Source organism: Bacillus siamensis (assembly GCF_051628075.1).
In the GTDB taxonomy this organism is placed as follows: Bacteria; Bacillota; Bacilli; order Bacillales; family Bacillaceae; genus Bacillus; species Bacillus siamensis.
In genome coordinates, this window is record NZ_CP155579.1 from 71,154 (window position 1) to 91,112 (window position 19,959).

Annotated in this window: 19 protein-coding genes; all 19 read left to right on the top strand. The window is 46.4% G+C overall.

Translation table 11 applies throughout. The features are described from left to right. Nucleotides 1–137: 137 nt before the first annotated feature. Entirely contained in the window at nucleotides 138–2,627 is a 2,490-nt protein-coding gene (gene spoIIE, locus ABDB98_RS00395; protein WP_438421066.1) for a stage II sporulation protein E, read from the top strand. Nucleotides 2,628–2,694: 67 nt separating this feature from the next. Next, nucleotides 2,695–3,432 (top strand): hypothetical protein, encoded by a 738-nt coding sequence (locus tag ABDB98_RS00400; RefSeq protein WP_438421067.1) that lies wholly within the window; start codon nucleotides 2,695–2,697, stop codon nucleotides 3,430–3,432. After that, the gene (locus ABDB98_RS00405; RefSeq protein WP_438421068.1) at nucleotides 3,398–4,399 is read left to right on the top strand and encodes a protein kinase domain-containing protein; all 1,002 of its coding nucleotides are present in this window, start codon (nucleotides 3,398–3,400) and stop codon (nucleotides 4,397–4,399) included. The genes ABDB98_RS00400 and ABDB98_RS00405 overlap by 35 nt, the downstream gene beginning before the upstream one ends. A gap of 104 nt (nucleotides 4,400–4,503) precedes the next feature. After that, nucleotides 4,504–5,922 (top strand): tRNA lysidine(34) synthetase TilS, encoded by a 1,419-nt coding sequence (gene tilS, locus ABDB98_RS00410; protein ID WP_438421069.1) that lies wholly within the window; start codon nucleotides 4,504–4,506, stop codon nucleotides 5,920–5,922. Continuing rightward, nucleotides 5,919–6,458, top strand: a complete 540-nt coding sequence (gene hpt / locus ABDB98_RS00415; RefSeq protein WP_004264611.1) for a hypoxanthine phosphoribosyltransferase — start codon at nucleotides 5,919–5,921, stop codon at nucleotides 6,456–6,458. Before tilS ends, hpt begins: the two co-directional genes overlap by 4 nt. A 97-nt stretch (nucleotides 6,459–6,555) precedes the next feature. Next, the gene (ftsH, locus tag ABDB98_RS00420) at nucleotides 6,556–8,475 is read left to right on the top strand and encodes an ATP-dependent zinc metalloprotease FtsH (protein WP_004264608.1); all 1,920 of its coding nucleotides are present in this window, start codon (nucleotides 6,556–6,558) and stop codon (nucleotides 8,473–8,475) included. A gap of 148 nt (nucleotides 8,476–8,623) precedes the next feature. Beyond that, a complete protein-coding gene (locus ABDB98_RS00425; RefSeq protein ID WP_016936538.1) occupies nucleotides 8,624–9,400 on the top strand; it encodes a type III pantothenate kinase in 777 nt (258 codons plus the stop codon). Nucleotides 9,401–9,410: 10 nt separating this feature from the next. Further along, nucleotides 9,411–10,286: an Hsp33 family molecular chaperone HslO gene (hslO, locus tag ABDB98_RS00430; protein WP_060963762.1), complete on the top strand. Its 876-nt coding sequence runs from the start codon at nucleotides 9,411–9,413 to the stop codon at nucleotides 10,284–10,286. Nucleotides 10,287–10,331: 45 nt separating this feature from the next. Next, a complete protein-coding gene (locus tag ABDB98_RS00435; RefSeq protein WP_438421070.1) occupies nucleotides 10,332–11,222 on the top strand; it encodes a peptidyl-prolyl cis-trans isomerase in 891 nt (296 codons plus the stop codon). 75 nt (nucleotides 11,223–11,297) lie between these two features. Beyond that, nucleotides 11,298–12,224 (top strand): cysteine synthase A, encoded by a 927-nt coding sequence (gene cysK, locus ABDB98_RS00440; protein WP_004264603.1) that lies wholly within the window; start codon nucleotides 11,298–11,300, stop codon nucleotides 12,222–12,224. Between the two features lie 166 nt (nucleotides 12,225–12,390). Beyond that, on the top strand, nucleotides 12,391–13,803 hold the full coding sequence (pabB, locus tag ABDB98_RS00445; protein ID WP_060963760.1) for an aminodeoxychorismate synthase, component I: 1,413 nt from the start codon (nucleotides 12,391–12,393) through the stop codon (nucleotides 13,801–13,803). Between the two features lie 15 nt (nucleotides 13,804–13,818). Then, nucleotides 13,819–14,406, top strand: a complete 588-nt coding sequence (pabA, locus tag ABDB98_RS00450) for an aminodeoxychorismate/anthranilate synthase component II (protein ID WP_438421071.1) — start codon at nucleotides 13,819–13,821, stop codon at nucleotides 14,404–14,406. Continuing rightward, nucleotides 14,403–15,287 (top strand): aminodeoxychorismate lyase, encoded by an 885-nt coding sequence (pabC, locus tag ABDB98_RS00455; protein WP_438421072.1) that lies wholly within the window; start codon nucleotides 14,403–14,405, stop codon nucleotides 15,285–15,287. Before pabA ends, pabC begins: the two co-directional genes overlap by 4 nt. After that, a complete protein-coding gene (folP, locus tag ABDB98_RS00460) occupies nucleotides 15,268–16,125 on the top strand; it encodes a dihydropteroate synthase (RefSeq protein ID WP_438421073.1) in 858 nt (285 codons plus the stop codon). Before pabC ends, folP begins: the two co-directional genes overlap by 20 nt. Continuing rightward, nucleotides 16,118–16,480, top strand: a complete 363-nt coding sequence (folB, locus tag ABDB98_RS00465; protein ID WP_060963756.1) for a dihydroneopterin aldolase — start codon at nucleotides 16,118–16,120, stop codon at nucleotides 16,478–16,480. Before folP ends, folB begins: the two co-directional genes overlap by 8 nt. Beyond that, the gene (gene folK / locus ABDB98_RS00470) at nucleotides 16,477–16,980 is read left to right on the top strand and encodes a 2-amino-4-hydroxy-6-hydroxymethyldihydropteridine diphosphokinase (protein WP_438421074.1); all 504 of its coding nucleotides are present in this window, start codon (nucleotides 16,477–16,479) and stop codon (nucleotides 16,978–16,980) included. The genes folB and folK overlap by 4 nt, the downstream gene beginning before the upstream one ends. Continuing rightward, entirely contained in the window at nucleotides 16,932–17,159 is a 228-nt protein-coding gene (locus tag ABDB98_RS00475; RefSeq protein WP_016936547.1) for a helix-turn-helix domain-containing protein, read from the top strand. The genes folK and ABDB98_RS00475 overlap by 49 nt, the downstream gene beginning before the upstream one ends. Next, entirely contained in the window at nucleotides 17,159–18,160 is a 1,002-nt protein-coding gene (gene dusB, locus ABDB98_RS00480) for a tRNA dihydrouridine synthase DusB (RefSeq protein WP_438421075.1), read from the top strand. Before ABDB98_RS00475 ends, dusB begins: the two co-directional genes overlap by 1 nt. 91 nt (nucleotides 18,161–18,251) lie before the next feature. Next, nucleotides 18,252–19,751, top strand: coding sequence for a lysine--tRNA ligase (gene lysS / locus ABDB98_RS00485; protein WP_016936549.1), 1,500 nt, complete (start codon nucleotides 18,252–18,254; stop codon nucleotides 19,749–19,751). The last annotated feature ends 208 nt before the right edge of the window (nucleotides 19,752–19,959 follow it).

The following is a 19,959-nucleotide window of genomic DNA, read 5'->3' on the forward strand; positions in this document are numbered from 1 at the left end:
AAATAAGAAAGGAAAGGGGAACAAGGGAGAAAGCGTCGAAGAGTTCTTTGGAATCGTTACCTTCTTTTGACAAAATCCTATCTGTGCTTTCATTTATAATGACAAGCAACGAATAAAACAGGTGGGGGATGAGAGCAATGGAAAAAGCGGAAAGAAGAGTGAACGGGCCGATGGCGGGACAAGCTCTGGAAAAACTGCAATCGTTTTTTGAAAAGGCTGCAAAGCTTGCGGTTCATCAGGCGCATTCACTTTTTTTCTATAAGGGTTTCATTTATGTCGTGATCGGCTTTCTGCTTGGGCGGGCTTTTATATTATCTGAGGTTCTTCCGTTTGCGCTGCCGTTTTTCGGGGCGATGCTTTTGATCAGAAGAGATAAAGCCTTCTATGCTTGTCTGTCATTACTTGCAGGCGCGTTAACCATTTCGCCGAAACACTCTTTGCTGATTCTCACAGCTTTGGCCGTCTTTACTCTATTTTCAAAAATCGGTACATATATCATGCAGGACCGGGTGAAGATGCTGCCGATCGTGGTGTTTTTCTCTATGGCTGCCGCGAGAATCGGTTTTGTATATTTTGATAGCGGCGCTTTTACCACTTATGACTATGTGATGGCTGTTGTCGAGGCGGGCTTGGCCTTTATTTTGACGCTGATCTTTTTGCAAAGTCTGCCGATCTTCACGATCAAAAAAGTGAAACAATCATTAAAAATAGAAGAAATCATCTGTTTTATGATCTTGATCGCATCCGTTTTAACCGGTCTTGCAGGCGTTTCGTTTCAGGGAATGCAGGCCGAGCATATACTGGCCCGTTATGTGGTTCTGAGTTTTTCCTTTGTCGGCGGAGCAAGCATCGGCTGTACTGTCGGTGTTGTGACCGGGCTGATTCTCGGGCTTGCGAATATCGGCAATCTCTATCAAATGAGTCTGCTTGCGTTTTCCGGGCTTCTTGGCGGACTGCTGAAGGAAGGCAAGAAAGCCGGCGCCGCAGTCGGATTGGTGATCGGCTCACTGCTGATTTCATTATATGGAGAAGGGTCTGCCGGGTTAATGACTACCCTTTACGAATCTTTAATCGCCGTTGCCTTGTTTTTAATTACGCCCCAGTCGATTACGAAAAAGGTGGCGCGATACATACCGGGCACTGCTGAGCACAGCCAGGAACAGCAGCAGTACGCGAGAAAAATCAGAGATGTCACTGCCCAGAAAGTAGATCAGTTCTCCAATGTGTTTCATGCCTTGTCGGAGAGCTTTGCTACTTTTCATCAGACGTCTTCCGATGAGCAGACTGAAGAAGGGGAAGTGGATCTCTTTTTAAGCAAAATCACCGAGCATTCCTGCCAATCCTGTTATAAGAAAAGCAAATGCTGGGTTCAAAACTTTGATAAAACATATGATTTAATGAAACAAGTTATGCATGAAACAGAGGAAAAACAGTATGCCTCAAACCGCAGATTAAAAAAGGAGTTTCAGCAGCACTGTTCCAAATCCAGACAGGTGGAAGAGCTGATTGAAGACGAACTTGCCCATCATCACGCCCATCTGACCCTGAAGAGAAAAGTTCAGGACAGCAGAAGGCTTGTTGCCGAGCAGCTGTTGGGGGTTTCTGAGGTCATGGCGGACTTTTCTCGGGAAATAAAACGGGAAAGGGAGCAGCATTTTATTCAGGAAGAACAAATGATAGAGGCGCTTCAGCATTTCGGAATCGAGATTCAGCATGTCGAGATATACAGCTTGGAGCAGGGCAATATTGATATTGAAATGACAATCCCGTTCAGCGGCGGGCACGGCGAGAGTGAGAAAATTATCGCTCCGATGCTGTCTGACATTCTTGAGGAGCAGATACTTGTCAAAAGCGAACAGCACTCGGCTCATCCGAATGGCTACAGCCATGTTGCGTTCGGTTCGACCAAGTCTTACCGGGTATCGACAGGCGCGGCTCACGCGGCAAAAGGAGGGGGACTTGTCTCCGGCGACAGCTACAGCATGATGGAACTGGGGGCGAGAAAGTATGCGGCCGCGATCAGCGACGGCATGGGCAATGGGGCGAGGGCCCATTATGAGAGCAATGAAACGATTAAACTTCTCGAAAAAATTCTCGAATCGGGGATTGATGAAAAAATCGCGATCAAAACGATCAACAGTATTCTGTCTTTACGGACGACAGATGAAATCTACTCAACTCTCGATCTTTCTATCATTGATCTTCAGGATGCAAGCTGTAAATTCTTGAAGGTCGGTTCAACGCCGAGTTTTATCAAGCGGGGAGATCAAGTCATGAAAGTGCAGGCCAGCAATCTGCCGATCGGCATCATCAATGAATTTGATGTGGAGGTCGTAAGTGAACAGCTGAAAGCGGGAGATCTGCTCGTCATGATGAGTGACGGTATTTTTGAAGGGCCGAAGCACGTAGAAAACCACGACCTGTGGATGAAACGGAAAATGAAAGGGCTGAAAACCGAAGACCCGCAGGAAATCGCTGATATATTAATGGAAGAGGTCATCAGAACGCGTGCCGGCCAAATCGAAGACGATATGACGGTCGTTGTCGTCCGGATTGACCACAATACGCCGAAATGGGCATCCATACCGGTGCCGGCGGTTTTCCAAAATAATAAGGAGATTTCTTAATCCTTTCGTATAAATCACATTCCTTCTGGCGAAGATGGGACTAATCGTATCACCGGGAGGAATGAATGTGAATAAGGGACATTTAAATCAAGTTCTGCTGATTACAGATGGCTGCTCCAATCATGGTGAAGACCCGATTGCAATGGCGGCTTTCGCCAAGGAGCAGGGGATTACGGTGAATGTTATAGGAATTATGGAAGAAAACGCGATTGACCAAGAGGCAATGAAGGAAGTTGAAGGCATCGCCATGGCCGGAGGCGGCGTCCATCAAGTTGTGTATGCGTCTCAATTGTCTCAAACGGTTCAAATGGTGACAAAAAAAGCAATGACCCAGACACTTCAAGGTGTCGTCAATCAAGAGCTTAAACAAATTTTAGGGAGAAACGTTGAAATGGAAGAACTTTCTCCGGAAAAACGCGGCGAAGTGATGGAAGTGGTTGATGAACTCGGCGAAACGGTTCATCTGCAAGTGCTTGTGCTGGTTGATACGAGTGCGAGTATGGCGCCGAAACTGCCGACGGTGAAAGAAGCGCTGATTGATCTTTCCATCAGTTTAAATTCCCGAGCCGGTCACAATGAATTTGCCATGTGTATATTTCCCGGGAAAAGCCAGGAAGTTGAGCTTGTGCTGAATTGGACGCCGAAGCTTGAATCGCTTTCCGCTCTCTTTGCGAAGCTGTCAACCGGCGGTATCACCCCTACGGGTCCCGCTATCCGGGAAGCGGCGCAGCAGTTTGAAAGAATCCGCTCAAGAAGGAGCATGTTGGCAGATGATGAACGACGCTTTAACGAGTTTGGCATGTAGTCTGGCACCGGGAACGGAAATCCAGGGCAAGTGGAACGGCAAATCCTACAGATTGCTCAAACAGCTTGGCAAAGGGGCTAATGGTATTGTATATCTGGCAGAAGCATCAGGCGGACATGTCGCTTTGAAAATAAGCAGCGACAGCATGTCTGTTACCTCTGAAGTGAATGTCTTAAAATCCTTTTCAAAGGCCCGGTCGCAAACGATGGGGCCTTCTTTTTTTGATGTGGATGATGCCTTTATACCGCAGCTGAATAAAAATGTCTCTTTTTACGTAATGGAGTACATAGAAGGGCCGCTTCTTCCGCAATATATCAGCAGTAAGGGAGCGGAGTGGATTCCGGTGCTGATGGTGCAGCTTCTTTCCAGTCTGTCTGTCCTTCATCAGCAAGGATGGGTCTTTGGCGACCTCAAGCCGGAAAATCTCATTGTAACCGGACCTCCGGCTGCCATTCGCTGCATTGATGTAGGGGGAACGACAAAACAGGGGCGCGCGATTAAAGAGTATACGGAGTTTTACGACAGGGGCTATTGGGGGTATGGAACAAGAAAAGCGGAGCCATCCTATGACCTGTTTGCTGCTGCCATGATCATGATCCACTGTGTTCAGAAGAAAGAGTGCAAAAAGACAGGACAGCCGAAAGAACAGCTTCGTTCTATTATTGAAGGCCACCCGTTTTTGAATAAGTATAAGAAGGTTCTGTTTTCTGCTTTAAACGGGCAATATCCGTCTGCTGAAGCGATGAAACATGACATCCTGACGGCGGGGCAGAGCACGGGCGGCAAAAGGAAAACCGCCGCCAGGCCTAAGCCGCAGCAGGCAAAACCGCGGCAGGGCACTGTTCCTCAGACACGGTATAAACCAAAACAAAAGCCCGCAAAACACAATGGTTTGTTTGAAACAACACTTATTCTAATCAGCGTTCTCGCCCTTTATTTCGCTTACATCGTCTTTTTTCTCATCTAATGCCGGCCGGATGCCGATGTTCATGCTTCTTCTTTGCTTGGAGGGAATGAAAGTGATAGGATATGTATATCTTTAAAAAACCTGCTCATTGTGAGGGGGACATTGTGAAAAGCGTGGAAGATTTTTTCAAAACATATCATCTTCAGGCGGAGGGAGAAACGATTATTGCCGGAGTCTCCGGGGGCCCTGATTCAATGGCGCTTCTCAGCATGCTGAATAAGCACTTCGGGCATTCCTCCGTTATCATTGCGGCGCATGTCGACCATCAGTTCAGGGGATCTGAATCTGAAGAAGATATGAAGTTTGTGCAGTCATATTGCGAGGCGGAACACATCCTTTGCGAAGCGGTACAGATTGATGTTTCCGCATATGCAAGGAAGAATAAGCTGAACAAGCAGGCTGCCGCGCGTGATTGCAGATATCAGTTTTTTAAAGAGCTGATGGCAAAACACCAAGCAAAGTTTTTAGCGCTGGCTCATCATGGCGACGACCAAGTTGAGACAATGCTCATGAGGCTTGCGAAAGGTACGCTCGGGGCGGGGCTTGCGGGAATGCAGCCTGTCCGCGAATTTGCATCCGGCCTGCTGATCAGACCTTTCCTCTATACGGCAAAAGATGAAATTCTTGAATACTGCCGTCAAGAAGGGCTGTCCTACAGAACGGATGAGAGCAACACAAAAGACGATTATACAAGAAACAGATTCAGAAAGGCCGTGCTTCCTTTTTTAAAACAAGAATCACCTGACGTTCATAAAATGTTTCAAAAAGTGAGTGAAGCACTGACAGAAGACGAACAATACTTGCAGTCATTAACGAAAGAACGAATGAATAAGGTTATTACAAGCAAGTCTGACACATCAGTTGAAGTCAATTCCTCTCAATTGCTTGCCCTTCCGATACCTTTACAAAGAAGAGGAGTTCAACTAATATTAAACTATCTTTATGAAAACGTTCCATCGTCGTTTTCCGCCCGCCATATCCAGCAGTTTCTTGAATGGGCAGAAAACGGAAGCGCTTCAGGAGTGCTTGATTTTCCAAAAGGGCTGAAGGTGGTCAAATCATATCAGACATGTTTGTTTACATTTGAACAATGGCAGTGTGAAAAGATTCCCTTTGAGCTGCAGCTGCAAGGAGCGGAAGGCGAGATTGCTGTTCTGCCCAACGGCTTTATGATAGAGGTGGCCGATCAGGCCGACCCTCATATCAAAAATGGGAATGCTGTTTTTATAACAAGCAGAAATAAGGTGCAATTTCCTTTAACAATCCGGACGAGAAAAATCGGCGACCGGATCAAACTTAAAGGGATGAATGGCTCGAAAAAGGTAAAAGATATATTTATTGATCATAAACTGCCTCTGCGTGATCGGGACGAATGGCCGATTGTAACGGATGCAAGCGGTGAAATTATCTGGCTGCCTGGCTTGAAAAAATCCATCTTTGACAATCTTGTGATTTCAAACAGTGACCGCATTGTATTACAATATAGACAGCATGAAAAGTGTAGGGGGCAAGCATTAACATGAAACAAGATATCGAAAAAGTGCTGATTTCAGAAGATGAGATCCAGCAGAAAGTAAAACAGCTTGGAGAACAATTAACAAGCGAGTACAGCGACACGTTTCCGTTGGCAATCGGTGTGTTAAAGGGAGCGCTCCCTTTTATGGCTGATCTTATAAAGCATATTGATACATATTTGGAAATGGACTTCATGGATGTATCAAGCTACGGAAATTCCACGGTTTCTTCCGGAGAAGTCAAAATCATCAAAGATTTGGATACATCTGTAGAAGGCCGGGACATCTTAATCATTGAAGATATTATCGACAGTGGGTTAACCTTGAGCTATCTCGTAGAACTCTTCCGATATCGTAAAGCGAAATCAATTAAGATTGTTACCCTGTTGGATAAACCAAGCGGAAGAAAAGCGGACATTAAAGCAGACTTCGTAGGCTTTGAAGTTCCTGACGCGTTTGTTGTGGGTTACGGACTTGATTATGCCGAACGCTATCGCAATCTGCCTTACATCGGAGTGTTGAAACCGGCGATTTATGAAAGCTGATCGGCTGCCTGCTTCCGAGATGGTTATCGGTTGTATTGGAATGATTTTCTATGGTACTATTGAACATAGTTGTGCTTACTGTGGGAGGAGGTAAGGAATGAATCGGGTCTTCCGTAATACCATTTTTTATTTACTTATTTTATTAGTAGTAATCGGGGTTGTGAGTTACTTCCAGACTTCAAACCCGAAAACAGAAAATATGTCGTACAGTACGTTTATCAAGAATCTCGATGAAGGGAAAGTTGATAGCGTATCGGTTCAGCCTGTCAGAGGTGTTTATGAGGTAAAAGGACAGCTGAAAAAATACGACAAAGACCAGTACTTTTTAACACATGTTCCTGAAGGAAAAGGAGCAGACCAGATATTTGACGCAATTAAAAAGACGGACGTAAAAGTTGATCCCGCACAGGAAACAAGCGGGTGGGTGACGTTCTTAACGACGATCATTCCGTTTGTCATCATCTTTATTCTGTTTTTCTTCCTGCTCAACCAGGCTCAGGGCGGCGGAAGCCGTGTCATGAATTTCGGAAAGAGCAAAGCGAAGCTGTATACGGAAGAAAAGAAACGCGTGAAGTTTAAAGATGTAGCCGGCGCGGATGAGGAGAAGCAGGAGCTTGTTGAGGTTGTTGAGTTTCTGAAAGATCCCCGCAAATTCGCCGAGCTTGGCGCCAGAATTCCTAAAGGCGTGCTGCTGGTCGGACCTCCGGGAACCGGTAAGACATTGCTTGCGAGAGCCTCAGCCGGTGAAGCCGGCGTTCCTTTCTTCAGCATCAGCGGATCTGACTTCGTTGAAATGTTTGTCGGTGTCGGTGCTTCCCGTGTGCGTGATTTATTCGAAAATGCGAAAAAGAATGCGCCTTGCCTGATCTTCATTGATGAGATCGACGCGGTAGGACGTCAGCGCGGCGCCGGTCTTGGCGGCGGGCATGATGAACGCGAACAGACGCTGAACCAGCTGCTTGTTGAGATGGACGGTTTCAGTGCGAATGAAGGAATCATTATTATCGCTGCGACAAACCGTGCGGACATTCTTGACCCTGCATTGCTCCGTCCGGGACGTTTTGACCGTCAGATTACGGTAGACCGTCCGGATGTCATCGGTCGTGAAGCCGTATTGCAGGTCCATGCGAGAAACAAACCGCTTGATGAGACGGTGAACTTAAAAGCAATCGCTTCAAGAACACCTGGTTTCTCAGGCGCAGATTTAGAAAACCTTCTTAACGAAGCGGCACTCGTTGCTGCCCGTCAAAACAAGAAGAAAATTGATATGCGCGACATTGATGAAGCAACGGACCGTGTTATTGCGGGTCCTGCGAAGAAGAGCCGCGTCATTTCGAAAAAAGAACGCAATATCGTGGCGTACCACGAAGGCGGTCACACCGTTATCGGACTTGTGCTGGATGAAGCCGATATGGTTCATAAAGTAACGATCGTTCCGAGGGGGCAGGCAGGCGGATACGCGGTCATGCTTCCGAGAGAAGACCGTTACTTCCAGACAAAACCTGAGCTTCTCGACAAAATTGTCGGTCTTCTGGGCGGACGCGTTGCCGAGGAAATTATTTTCGGCGAAGTCAGCACCGGGGCTCACAATGACTTCCAGCGGGCAACGAACATTGCCAGAAGAATGGTGACGGAGTTCGGTATGTCAGAAAAACTCGGACCGCTCCAGTTCGGTCAATCTCAAGGCGGTCAAGTATTCCTGGGCCGGGATTTCAACAACGAGCAAAACTACAGTGATCAGATCGCTTACGAAATCGATCAGGAAATTCAGCGCATCATTAAAGAATGTTATGAGCGTGCGAAAACCATCCTGACTGAAAATCGCGATAAGCTTGAATTGATTGCTCAGACATTGCTAGATGTGGAAACATTAGATGCGGAACAAATCAAGCATCTCGTGGATCATGGAAAACTCCCAGAGCGCAATTTCTCAGATGACCATCTTCAAAAGGACGATGTGAAAGTAAACATTCTGTCTAAAACAGAAGACGAAAAGAAAGACGAACCGAAAGAATAGTTCGCTTTCCGATATGAAAACCGCCGGCATATACCGGCGGTTTTTTTACTGGTTCCGTTTTGTTTACAAAAGAGCCGCAGATCGTGTATGGTATTGTAGAATGTTGAAAAAGTTATGATTAGAAACTATTCAAAAGTGGTGATAGAGGTTGTTACTGGTTATAGATGTGGGGAACACCAACACCGTGATTGGTGTATATCATGATGGTGAATTAGAATATCATTGGCGTGTAGAAACGAGCAGACACAAAACAGAAGACGAATTCGGCATGCTGCTCCGCTCCTTATTTGAACATTCCGGACTCATGTTTGAACAGATCGAAGGAATTATCATCTCATCCGTGGTGCCGCCGATTATGTTCTCTTTAGAAAGAATGTGCACAAAATACTTTCACATCGAGCCGCAGGTTGTCGGCCCGGGGATGAAAACCGGTTTAAATATAAAATATGACAATCCGAAAGAAGTGGGAGCAGACAGGATTGTCAATGCCGTTGCGGCGATTCATCAGTATGGCGGCCCCTTAATTGTCGTTGACTTCGGAACGGCGACGACGTATTGCTACATTGATGAAAACAAACAATATATGGGCGGCGCGATAGCTCCCGGCATTACGATTTCAACAGAAGCGCTGTACTCGCGCGCGGCCAAGCTTCCGAGAATTGAAATCGCCCGACCGGACAATATCATCGGCAAAAACACGGTAAGCGCCATGCAGTCCGGCATCCTTTTCGGCTATGTCGGACAAGTTGAAGGCATTGTCAAGCGGATGAAATGGCAGGCGAAACAAGAGCCTAAAGTCATTGCGACAGGCGGTCTTGCCTCATTAATCGCAAATGAATCAGACTGTATTGATGTTGTTGACCCGTTTCTTACTTTAAAAGGGCTGGAAATTATTTATGAGCGAAATCGCGTGGGTCACGTATAGGAGGTAAACGATGGATTATTTAATTAAAGCAATTGCATATGACGGTAAAGTTCGGGCTTATGCAGCAAGAACGACTGATATGGTAAATGAAGCGCAAAGAAGGCATGACACATGGCCGACGGCATCAGCCGCAATCGGCCGGACGATGACGGCGTCTCTGATGCTCGGAGCGATGATGAAGGGTGAAGATAAGCTGACCGTCAAAATAGAAGGCGGCGGGCCGATCGGTGCCATCATCGCAGATGCGAATGCAAAGGGCGAAGTCAGAGCATACGTAACAAATCCGCACGTTCACTTTGACCTCAATGAACAGGGGAAACTGGATGTGAGACGGGCGGTAGGAACGGATGGAACACTTAGTGTCGTAAAAGATTTAGGCTTGCGTGATTATTTTACGGGACAAGTAGAAATTGTCTCAGGTGAACTCGGTGACGACTTCACATACTACCTTGTTTCTTCTGAACAAGTCCCTTCATCCGTCGGTGTAGGAGTGCTTGTGAACCCTGATAACACGATTCTCGCTTCCGGCGGGTTCATTATTCAGCTTCTTCCGGGAACTGATGAGGAAACCATTTCAACAATTGAAAAGCGATTATCTCAAATCGAACCGATTTCAAAATTGATTCAAAAAGGCCTGACACCGGAAGAAATTTTAGAAGAAGTACTGGGCCAGAAACCGGACGTACTTGAGAATATGCCGGTCAAATTTCACTGTTCTTGTTCTAAAGATCGTTTCGAAGCAGCCATTTTAGGACTAGGCAAAAAAGAAATACAAGATATGATAGAAGAAGACGGAAAAGCCGAAGCGGTTTGCCATTTTTGTAATGAGAAATATTTATTTACAAAAGAAGAACTGGAAGAGCTTCGTGACGAAACAACCCGCTAGCTCTTTAGCGGGTTGTTCTATTTTAAAAAAGGGATGGGGTAGATTTTGAAACCGAGAACACTTTTGACGATTATTGTAGCGGCGCTGTTAGTATGCAGCGTGGCAGTCGCGTATATGTTAACAAAATCCCAAGCTGCAGGGTCATCTGAAGAATCCATCGCGACAATCGGTGATAAACATATCACGCGGCAGGACTGGATGAAAAAGATGGAAGACCAGTACGGAAAATCAACCTTGGAAGATATGATTAATACACAAGTAGTGGAAGAGCTTGCGAAAAAGAATAAACTCACAGTTTCAAACAGCGAATTGGAACGTGAATTTCTTTTAATCAAAGCGGTGAATAATTCATTTTATGAAGACGATCATATTACGGAAAAAGAATGGAAAGACCAGATCCGCTACAACATTCTTCTTGAGGAACTTCTGACGAAGGACATCGATATATCGGATAAGGAAATGCAATCATTTTATAATAAAAATAAAGAACTGTATCAATTCGATGATTCCTACAGAATCCGGCACATCGTCGTCAAAAGCAAAGAAGAAGCGGACAGGGTGCTTGCTGATTTGAAAGGCGGTTCCAGCTTTGAAGCCGTCGCCGCAGAGCGTTCCACTGACAGATACACGTCTCAGTATGGCGGAGACCTCGGATTTGTGACAGAAAACCAGGAGAATATCCCGCAGGCATATATCACAGAAGCCAAAAATCTCAAAGAAAATGAATGGTCCGCTGAACCGATTAAAGTTTCTTCAGGATACGCCGTCATTCAGCTGAAAGAAAAGCTTAAAGCGAGAACTTTCTCATATAATGAAGTGAAGAGCCAAATCAGACGCCAGATCGCGATGGATCAATTAGGTGATAAGGCGACAGTCAAAACGCTGTGGAAAGAGGCGGGAGTCTCTTGGTTCTACGGGGAAAAAAGAACTAAATGATTGACAAAAAATTTTGAAATTGATAACTTATATTTATAATACCAATAAATTTAGTCGGAAATTGAGGTGTCCAACATGGTGCGTATTGCAAATTCTATTACTGAACTAATCGGAAATACTCCTATTGTGAAATTGAATCGCCTGACGGATGAAAACAGCGCAGATGTATATCTGAAGCTTGAATACATGAATCCGGGCAGCAGCGTAAAAGACCGTATCGGAGCAGCGATGATTGAAGCGGCTGAAAAAGAAGGCAAATTAAAAGCCGGCGACACAATCATTGAACCGACAAGCGGAAATACAGGAATCGGTCTTGCGATGGTGGCAGCGGCAAAAGGCCTCAGAGCCATTCTCGTTATGCCTGATACGATGAGCATGGAGCGACGCAATCTGCTGCGCGCTTACGGGGCAGAGCTTGTGCTGACTCCCGGCGCAGAAGGAATGAAGGGCGCCATTAAAAAGGCGGAAGAGCTTGCAGAGGAACACGGTTATTTTGTGCCTCAGCAATTCAACAATGCGGCAAACCCGGAAATTCACCGCCAAACGACTGGGAAAGAAATTGTAGAACAGTTTGGAGACGACCAGCTCGACGCATTCGTGGCCGGTATCGGTACGGGCGGAACCATCACGGGAGCGGGTGAAGTGCTGAAAGAAGCATACCCATCCATCAAAATCTATGCGGTAGAGCCGGCGGATTCTCCAGTTCTTTCTGGCGGAAAACCGGGTCCGCATAAAATCCAGGGTATCGGAGCGGGTTTTGTCCCTGAAACATTGAATACAGACATCTATGATCAGATCATTCCCGTCAAAAATGAGGATGCATTTGAATATGCCCGTAAAACGGCAAAAGAAGAAGGGATTCTCGGCGGTATTTCTTCCGGAGCGGCCATTTACGCGGCGCTGGAAATCGCGAAAAAACTGGGGAAAGGCAAGAAAGTGCTTGCGATCATCCCTAGTAATGGGGAACGTTACTTAAGCACACCGCTTTATCAGTTTGAATAGAGACATACACACGGCTCCCGGCTGTATCCGGGAGTTTTTTTGTGCCTGAAGCATCGAAAATCCAAAAAACGTTTCGAATTTTATGGTTGGAAGAGAAATTCACTTTTTTCACCAGTATGATTGCTTTAAAATAAAACTACAGAAAACGAAGCAGAGGATTGATAAGATGGCACAACGCAGACCGGCAGGAAGAAAGATACCTTTTACGAAGCAAGCATTTTTACAGCAATATGAGAACCTTTCGAAATCGAGAAAACGGCATGTTCTGCTCGAAAGCGCGAGAGGGGGAAGATTCAGTATAGCCGGTCTAGATCCGATTGCGTCCGTCAGAGGGAAAGACGGAATCACAACGATCAAGCATGAAGGGGAAACGCTGTTTAAAGAGGGTGACCCGCTGCGGGCCTTTCATGATTGGTTTGAGACGCTTGGGACGGAAACAAACGATGAGTTCCCGGATTTTCAAGGCGGCGCGATTGGATTTATCAGTTACGACTACGCCCGATACATTGAGAATTTTAAAATGCTGTCTTTAGATGATTTGGAAACACCTGATATATACTTTCTCATTTTTGATGATGTGGCCGTTTACGACCATGAGGCTGAGGCGTTATGGCTCATTACCCATACCGAAGCGGAAGAAGCCGGGCTTGCGGAAGAAAAGCTGTCCGGTTTAGAGGATATGTGGCGCTCCCGTCAAACGGGGGACGAGCCTTTTTCTCCGCTGAACCGGGAAGGAGACGGATCGTATGTTGCTCCGTTCACTGAAGAAGGATTTTCACAGGCCGTAGAACAAATTAAGCAATATATCGCGAGCGGCGATGTGTTTCAGGTTAATCTGTCCATCAGGCAATCCCAATCCTTATCCGTTCACCCGTATGAGGTGTATAAACATTTGAGAAACGTCAACCCGTCGCCTTACATGGCTTATCTTGAGACACCGGGTTTTCAAGTGATATGCGGGTCGCCGGAGCTATTGGTTACAAAAAAGGGGAAGAAGCTTGAAACAAGACCGATCGCGGGTACGCGTTCAAGAGGAAAAGACGATGCAGAAGACAAGGCGCTGGCTGATGAATTAATTCACAACGAGAAAGAACGTGCGGAACACGTCATGCTTGTTGATCTGGAGCGCAATGATCTCGGCCGCGTATCGCGCTACGGCTCCGTGCGGGTTAACGAGTTTATGGCGATCGAAAAATATTCGCACGTCATGCATATCGTGTCAAATGTACAGGGGGAGCTGCAGGACGGATATGACGCGACAGACATTATTCATGCGGTTTTCCCGGGTGGCACCATCACCGGAGCACCCAAAGTGAGAACGATGGAAATTATAGAAGAGCTTGAGCCGACAAGGCGGGGGCTTTATACTGGATCTATAGGCTGGTTCGGATTCAACGGAGATTTGCAATTTAACATTGTGATCCGGACGATCTATGCAGCCGGCGGACATGCTTTTATGCAGTCCGGAGCAGGAGTGGTCATTGACTCGGTTCCGAAGCACGAATACAAGGAATCGTTCAAAAAAGCTTTTGCCATGAAAAAGGCGTTAGAGCTGAGCGAAGAAGAGACAAAAAATTAGATGAGGTGAGCAGAGATGATTTTAATGATTGACAATTATGATTCATTTACGTACAACTTGGTTCAGTATTTGGGTGAGCTGGGGGAGGAACTGATCGTCAGACGGAATGATGAGATTACGATTGAAGAGATAGAAGAGCTGGCGCCGGATTTCTTGATGATTTCACCTGGGCCGTGCAGTCCGGATGAAGCGGGGATCAGCCTCGAGGCCATCAAACATTTTGCCGGCAGCATTCCTATTTTCGGCGTATGTCTCGGACATCAGTCGATCGCACAAGTGTTCGGCGGAGACGTCGTCAGAGCGGAGCGGCTCATGCATGGCAAAACGTCAGACATTATGCATGACGGACAGACGATTTTTAAAGGCCTGCAAAATCCGCTGGCCGCAACCCGGTACCACTCGCTTATTGTTAAAGCGGACACATTGCCGGACTGCTTTACGGTATCCGCTCAAACCAAAGAAGGAGAAATTATGGCAATCCGCCATAATGAGCTGCCTGTTGAAGGTGTTCAGTTCCATCCGGAATCCATCATGACCTCCTTCGGCAAAGAGATGCTCAGAAACTTTATTGAGACACACCGCAAGAAGGAAGTGACGGTGTGATTATATATTTGAATGGTCAATATATAGAGGAGAAAGAAGCGGCGCTTTCTCCTTTTGACCATGGTTATCTGTACGGGATCGGCGCGTTTGAGACGTTCAGGCTTTACAACGGCCGGCCGTTTTTACCGGATGCGCATGTCGCCAGGCTCAACAGGGCGCTTCGGGATTTGCAGATTGCGTATGAGGTGAATAAACAGGAGCTGCTTGATATGCTTGCAAGCCTGTTGCGCCTCAATGACATCAAGGATGGCAGCGCGCGTGTCCGGCTTAACGTCTCGGCAGGCGTCAGTGATAAAGGATTTACCGCCCAGACTTATGAAAAGCCGACCGTCCTTTGTTTCGTCAGCCGGCTTAATCCGGAAGCTTTGCCTCTTGAAAAAGAAGGCAAACTTCTCTCTGTCCGGAGAAATACGCCTGAAGGATCTTTTCGGTTAAAATCCCATCACTATTTAAACAATATGTATGCTAAACAAGAAATCGGCAATGATCCGATTCTTGAAGGGATTTTTCTCACCCGAGAAGGAGATGTCGCGGAAGGCATTGTCTCCAATGTGTTTTGGCGAAAAGGAGACAAGGTCTTTACGCCATCCTTGGATACAGGCATTCTCGACGGGGTAACGAGGCAGTTTGTCATTGATGAATTGAAACGGCAGGGGACAGAGGTTGCCGAAGGCCGGTTCTGTTTTCAATCAATGCTTGAAGCGGATGAAGCGTGGATGACAAACTCCGTGCTTGAAATTATCCCGTTTTCTAAAATAGAGGAAGTGCCGCTGCCCGGAGTGAACGGAAAAACGGTGCAATTGCTCCGTAAGCAGTATCAGCAGGAAATAAACAAAATGAATGTAAAGGAGGAGGAACAAAATGGCGCAGCAAACGATTGAACAGCCTAAACTGATTCATACAAAAAAAGGCGCTTTGTCCTATAAAGAGAAGACACTCGTTATGGGAATTTTAAATGTAACGCCAGACTCCTTCTCTGACGGCGGAAAATACGACAGTACGGAAAGAGCGCTTCTGCATGCGGCGAAGATGGCTGAAGAAGGGGCGCATATCATAGATATCGGCGGCGAATCGACAAGGCCCGGCGCATCACTCGTGTCGGCTGATGAAGAACTGTCGCGTGTAATCCCCGCCATAGAACGGATCACAAGCGAACTGGACGTTCCGATTTCAATTGATACGTACAAAGCGTCCGTGGCTGACGAAGCGGTGAAAGCGGGTGCCTCTATCATCAATGATATCTGGGGGGCGAAAGGCGACCCTGACATGGCGCCGGTAGCAGCTAAACACGGAGTTCCGATTATCTTAATGCATAATCGCAAAGAAAGAAATTATAACGATCTTATTCCTGATATGCTTGCAGATTTAATGGAAAGCGTAAAAATTGCCGCGGATGCCGGTGTTTCAGATGAAAATATGATTCTGGATCCGGGGATCGGCTTTGCGAAAAACTATGAGGACAATCTGGCTGTCATGAACAAGCTGGAAGTGTTCAGCGGGTTAGGTTATCCGCTGCTACTGGCGACATCAAGAAAAAGATTCATCGGCCATGTGCTTGACCTCCCTCCTGAGGAACGTGCCGAGGGGACGGGGGCGACAGTATGCCTTGGCGTCCAGAAAGGCTGCGACATTGTGAGGGTGCATGATGTCAAAGGGATCGCAAGAATGACTAAGATGATGGATGCTATGTTGAACAAGGGAGGCGCGCATTATGGATAAAGTATATGTAGAAGGTATGGAGTTTTACGGATATCACGGTGTGTTCGAAGAAGAAAACAAACTCGGCCAGCGTTTCAAAGTAGACCTGACTGCCGAACTGGACTTGAGCAAAGCGGGACAAACGGATGACCTTTCTTACACTATTAACTATGCGGAGCTGTACAGCGTCTGCCGCGGCATCGTTGAGGGCGAGCCCGTCAATTTGGTCGAGACGCTTGCGGAGCGGATCGCGGACACCGTTCTTAAGAAGTTTGAGCCGGTGCAGCAATGTACGGTAAAGGTGGTTAAGCCTGATCCCCCCATTCCCGGCCATTACAAATCAGTAGCCATAGAAATGACGAGAACGAAATCATGAACAACACGGCATATATCGGTCTCGGCTCCAACATGGGCGACCGTGAACGTTACTTGCGGCGGGCAGTGGCCATGCTCAGCCGGCATGATGGCGTGACGGTGTCAAAGGTATCCTCCATATATGAAACAGATCCCGTGGGTTATGAAGATCAAGATCAGTTTCTCAATATGGCCGTTGAAGTGAAGACGTCATTAACTCCTTTCGAACTTCTTGACGTGACGCAGAGCATTGAAGCTGAATTAGGCAGAACGAGAGAAATCCGCTGGGGGCCGCGAACGGCAGACCTTGACATTTTGCTGTATAATCGTGAAAATATTGAAACAGAGCGGCTGATTGTTCCGCATCCGAGAATGTACGAGCGCTTATTTGTCCTTGCGCCGTTAAAAGAAATTTGTCCGCAGGCGGATCATATCACGATCAGCGATGAAACAAACCAAGAAGGTGTAAGCGTATGGAAGCAGAAATCTGGGGTAGACGAATTCGTGCATTCAGAAAGCTGAAGGGGTATACTCAAGAAGGGTTTGCAAAAGCGATAGGTATTTCAGTTTCCATTCTCGGCGAGATTGAACGCGGAAACCGTTTGCCGTCAGCTTCGATCATTCGTGACGCTGCTGATGCTTTAAATATAAGCGCGGAGGAATTGGCTCCGCCTGAAAATGCAGGAAAGGAGGACGAATAGTGTTTAAAATCGGTGATATTGAATTAAAAAACAGAGTGGTTCTTGCTCCGATGGCCGGAGTCTGTAATGCCGCATTCCGTCTTACCGTTAAAGAATTCGGAGCGGGACTCGTATGTGCAGAAATGGTCAGTGACAAAGCCATTCTGTACAACAACGCGAAAACAATGGGAATGCTCTACATCGAGGAGAGAGAAAAACCTCTCAGCCTGCAGATTTTCGGAGGGAAGAAAGAAACCCTTGTAGAAGCGGCTAAGTTTGTCGATCAAAATACGACGGCTGATATTATTGATATTAACATGGGATGCCCTGTGCCGAAGATTACAAAATGCGACGCGGGAGCAAAATGGCTTCTCGATCCGAATAAAATTTATGAAATGGTATCCGCAGTAGTAGATGCTGTTGATAAGCCCGTAACGGTGAAGATGAGAATGGGCTGGGATGAAGATCACATTTATGCCGTGAAAAACGCCCAGGCTGTTGAACGCGCCGGCGGAAAAGCTGTTGCGATGCACGGACGCACAAGAGTGCAAATGTATGAAGGCACTGCGAACTGGGATATCATTAAAGAAGTAAAGCAATCCGTCTCTATTCCTGTCATCGGAAACGGCGATGTCAAAACGCCTCAGGACGCGAAACGCATGCTCGAGGAAACCGGTGTTGACGGAGTCATGATCGGCCGTGCCGCACTCGGCAACCCGTGGATGATTTACCGTACGGTTCAGTACCTTGAAACCGGTGAGTTAAAAGACGAACCAAAAGTCCGTGAAAAAATGTCAGTATGCAAACTGCACCTTGACCGCCTCATTGACTTAAAAGGTGAAAAGGTAGCGGTAAGAGAAATGAGAAAGCACGCTGCATGGTATTTGAAAGGCGTAAAAGGCAATGCGAATGTTCGCAATGAAATCAATCAATGTGAGACAAGAGAAGAGTTTGTACAGCTTTTAGATGCATTTACGGTTGAAGTTGAGACGAAAGAGCTTCAAAACGCAAAAGTAGGATAATACTCACCTCTATTTGCTGCTCACTGCTAGTTTTGTGCTGGCAGTTTTTCTGCTTTTTTCATGAAACAATATCTGTAATGGAGTGATAACAATGAGTCAAGAAGAGCAAAATCATGAGGAATTGAACGACCAGCTGCAAGTCAGACGCGATAAAATGAACCAGCTGAGAGAAAACGGCATTGATCCTTTCGGCGAACGCTTCGAGAGAACACATCAATCTCAGCAGATCATTGACGCCTACCAAGAGCTTTCTAAAGAAGAACTGGAAGAAAAAGCGATTGAAGTTACCATTGCAGGCCGTATGATGACAAAGCGCGGAAAAGGAAAAGCCGGCTTTGCCCACCTGCAGGACTTAGAGGGTCAAATTCAAATTTACGTAAGAAAAGACAGTGTCGGCGAAGAACAATATGAAATCTTTAAATCCTCAGACCTCGGAGACGTTATCGGCATCACCGGGAAAGTTTTCAAAACAAACGTAGGTGAGCTGTCTGTCAAAGCGACATCTTTTGAATTGCTGACAAAAGCACTGCGTCCTCTTCCTGATAAATATCATGGATTAAAAGATGTTGAACAGCGTTACCGTCAGCGCTATCTTGACCTGATCGTAAACCCTGACAGCAAACAAACATTTATCACACGCAGCAAAATCATCCAAGCGATGAGAAGATACTTAGATGACCATGGATACTTAGAAGTCGAAACACCTACAATGCACAGCATACCGGGAGGAGCGTCTGCGCGCCCGTTCATCACGCATCATAACGCGCTGGATATGCCTCTTTATATGCGTATTGCAATTGAGCTTCATCTGAAACGCCTGATTGTCGGCGGGCTGGAAAAAGTCTACGAAATCGGACGCGTGTTCCGTAATGAAGGTGTTTCTACACGCCACAACCCTGAATTCACGATGATCGAACTGTATGAAGCGTACGCCGATTATAAGGACATTATGAGCCTGACGGAAAACCTCGTTGCACATATTGCGCAGGAAGTGCTGGGAAGCACTACGATCCAGTACGGTGAAGAGCAGATTGATCTGAAACCTGAATGGAAACGACTCCATATGGTAGATGCGGTCAAAGAAGCTACAGGCGTAGATTTCTGGAATGAGATGACTGTTGAAGAAGCGCGCGGCCATGCAAAAGAACATGGTATCGAGATCACAAACTCAATGACGGTGGGCCATATCATTAATGAATTCTTCGAACAAAAAATTGAAGAAACACTCATTCAGCCTACATTTATTTACGGCCACCCTGTAGAGATTTCGCCTCTTGCTAAGAAAAATCCTGAGGATCCGCGCTTTACAGACCGTTTTGAGCTGTTTATCGTCGGCCGTGAGCACGCTAACGCATTTACGGAGCTGAATGACCCTATCGACCAAAGAGAACGCTTTGAAGCACAATTAAAAGAAAGAGAAGAAGGAAACGATGAAGCGCATATGATGGATGAAGACTTCGTTGAAGCTCTTGAGTACGGCATGCCGCCGACCGGAGGATTAGGTATCGGCATCGACCGCCTTGTCATGCTGTTAACAAATGCTCCGTCTATCAGAGACGTTTTATTATTCCCTCAAATGAGACATCGCTAATAGAAGGGAAGGCGCCGTTTCTGCATATCGCAGTACGGCGCTTTTTTAGAAACAAGCCGTCCATAAAGCTTTTTTGATTTTCTTTTAAAAAACTATTGCACTATTATTTGTGAGGTGGTATATTATTATTCGTTGCCGCTAAACAAGGCGCTGACGAAAAAAAGAAATTTAAAAAGTTATTGACTTCAAGAGATTGATAAGATATAAT

Excerpts from the sequence above, each read along its gene's own strand:
- folK (WP_438421074.1), top strand. The coding sequence starts at position 16,477 with ATGAACAACACGGCATATATCGGTCTCGGCTCCAACATGGGCGACCGT.
- ftsH (WP_004264608.1), top strand. The coding sequence starts at position 6,556 with ATGAATCGGGTCTTCCGTAATACCATTTTTTATTTACTTATTTTATTA.
- hslO (WP_060963762.1), top strand. The coding sequence starts at position 9,411 with ATGGATTATTTAATTAAAGCAATTGCATATGACGGTAAAGTTCGGGCT.
- ABDB98_RS00475 (WP_016936547.1), top strand. The coding sequence starts at position 16,932 with ATGGAAGCAGAAATCTGGGGTAGACGAATTCGTGCATTCAGAAAGCTG.
- pabB (WP_060963760.1), top strand. The coding sequence starts at position 12,391 with ATGGCACAACGCAGACCGGCAGGAAGAAAGATACCTTTTACGAAGCAA.
- spoIIE (WP_438421066.1), top strand. The coding sequence starts at position 138 with ATGGAAAAAGCGGAAAGAAGAGTGAACGGGCCGATGGCGGGACAAGCT.
- pabA (WP_438421071.1), top strand. The coding sequence starts at position 13,819 with ATGATTTTAATGATTGACAATTATGATTCATTTACGTACAACTTGGTT.
- ABDB98_RS00405 (WP_438421068.1), top strand. The coding sequence starts at position 3,398 with ATGATGAACGACGCTTTAACGAGTTTGGCATGTAGTCTGGCACCGGGA.
- folB (WP_060963756.1), top strand. The coding sequence starts at position 16,118 with ATGGATAAAGTATATGTAGAAGGTATGGAGTTTTACGGATATCACGGT.
- cysK (WP_004264603.1), top strand. The coding sequence starts at position 11,298 with ATGGTGCGTATTGCAAATTCTATTACTGAACTAATCGGAAATACTCCT.
- hpt (WP_004264611.1), top strand. The coding sequence starts at position 5,919 with ATGAAACAAGATATCGAAAAAGTGCTGATTTCAGAAGATGAGATCCAG.
- lysS (WP_016936549.1), top strand. The coding sequence starts at position 18,252 with ATGAGTCAAGAAGAGCAAAATCATGAGGAATTGAACGACCAGCTGCAA.
- folP (WP_438421073.1), top strand. The coding sequence starts at position 15,268 with ATGGCGCAGCAAACGATTGAACAGCCTAAACTGATTCATACAAAAAAA.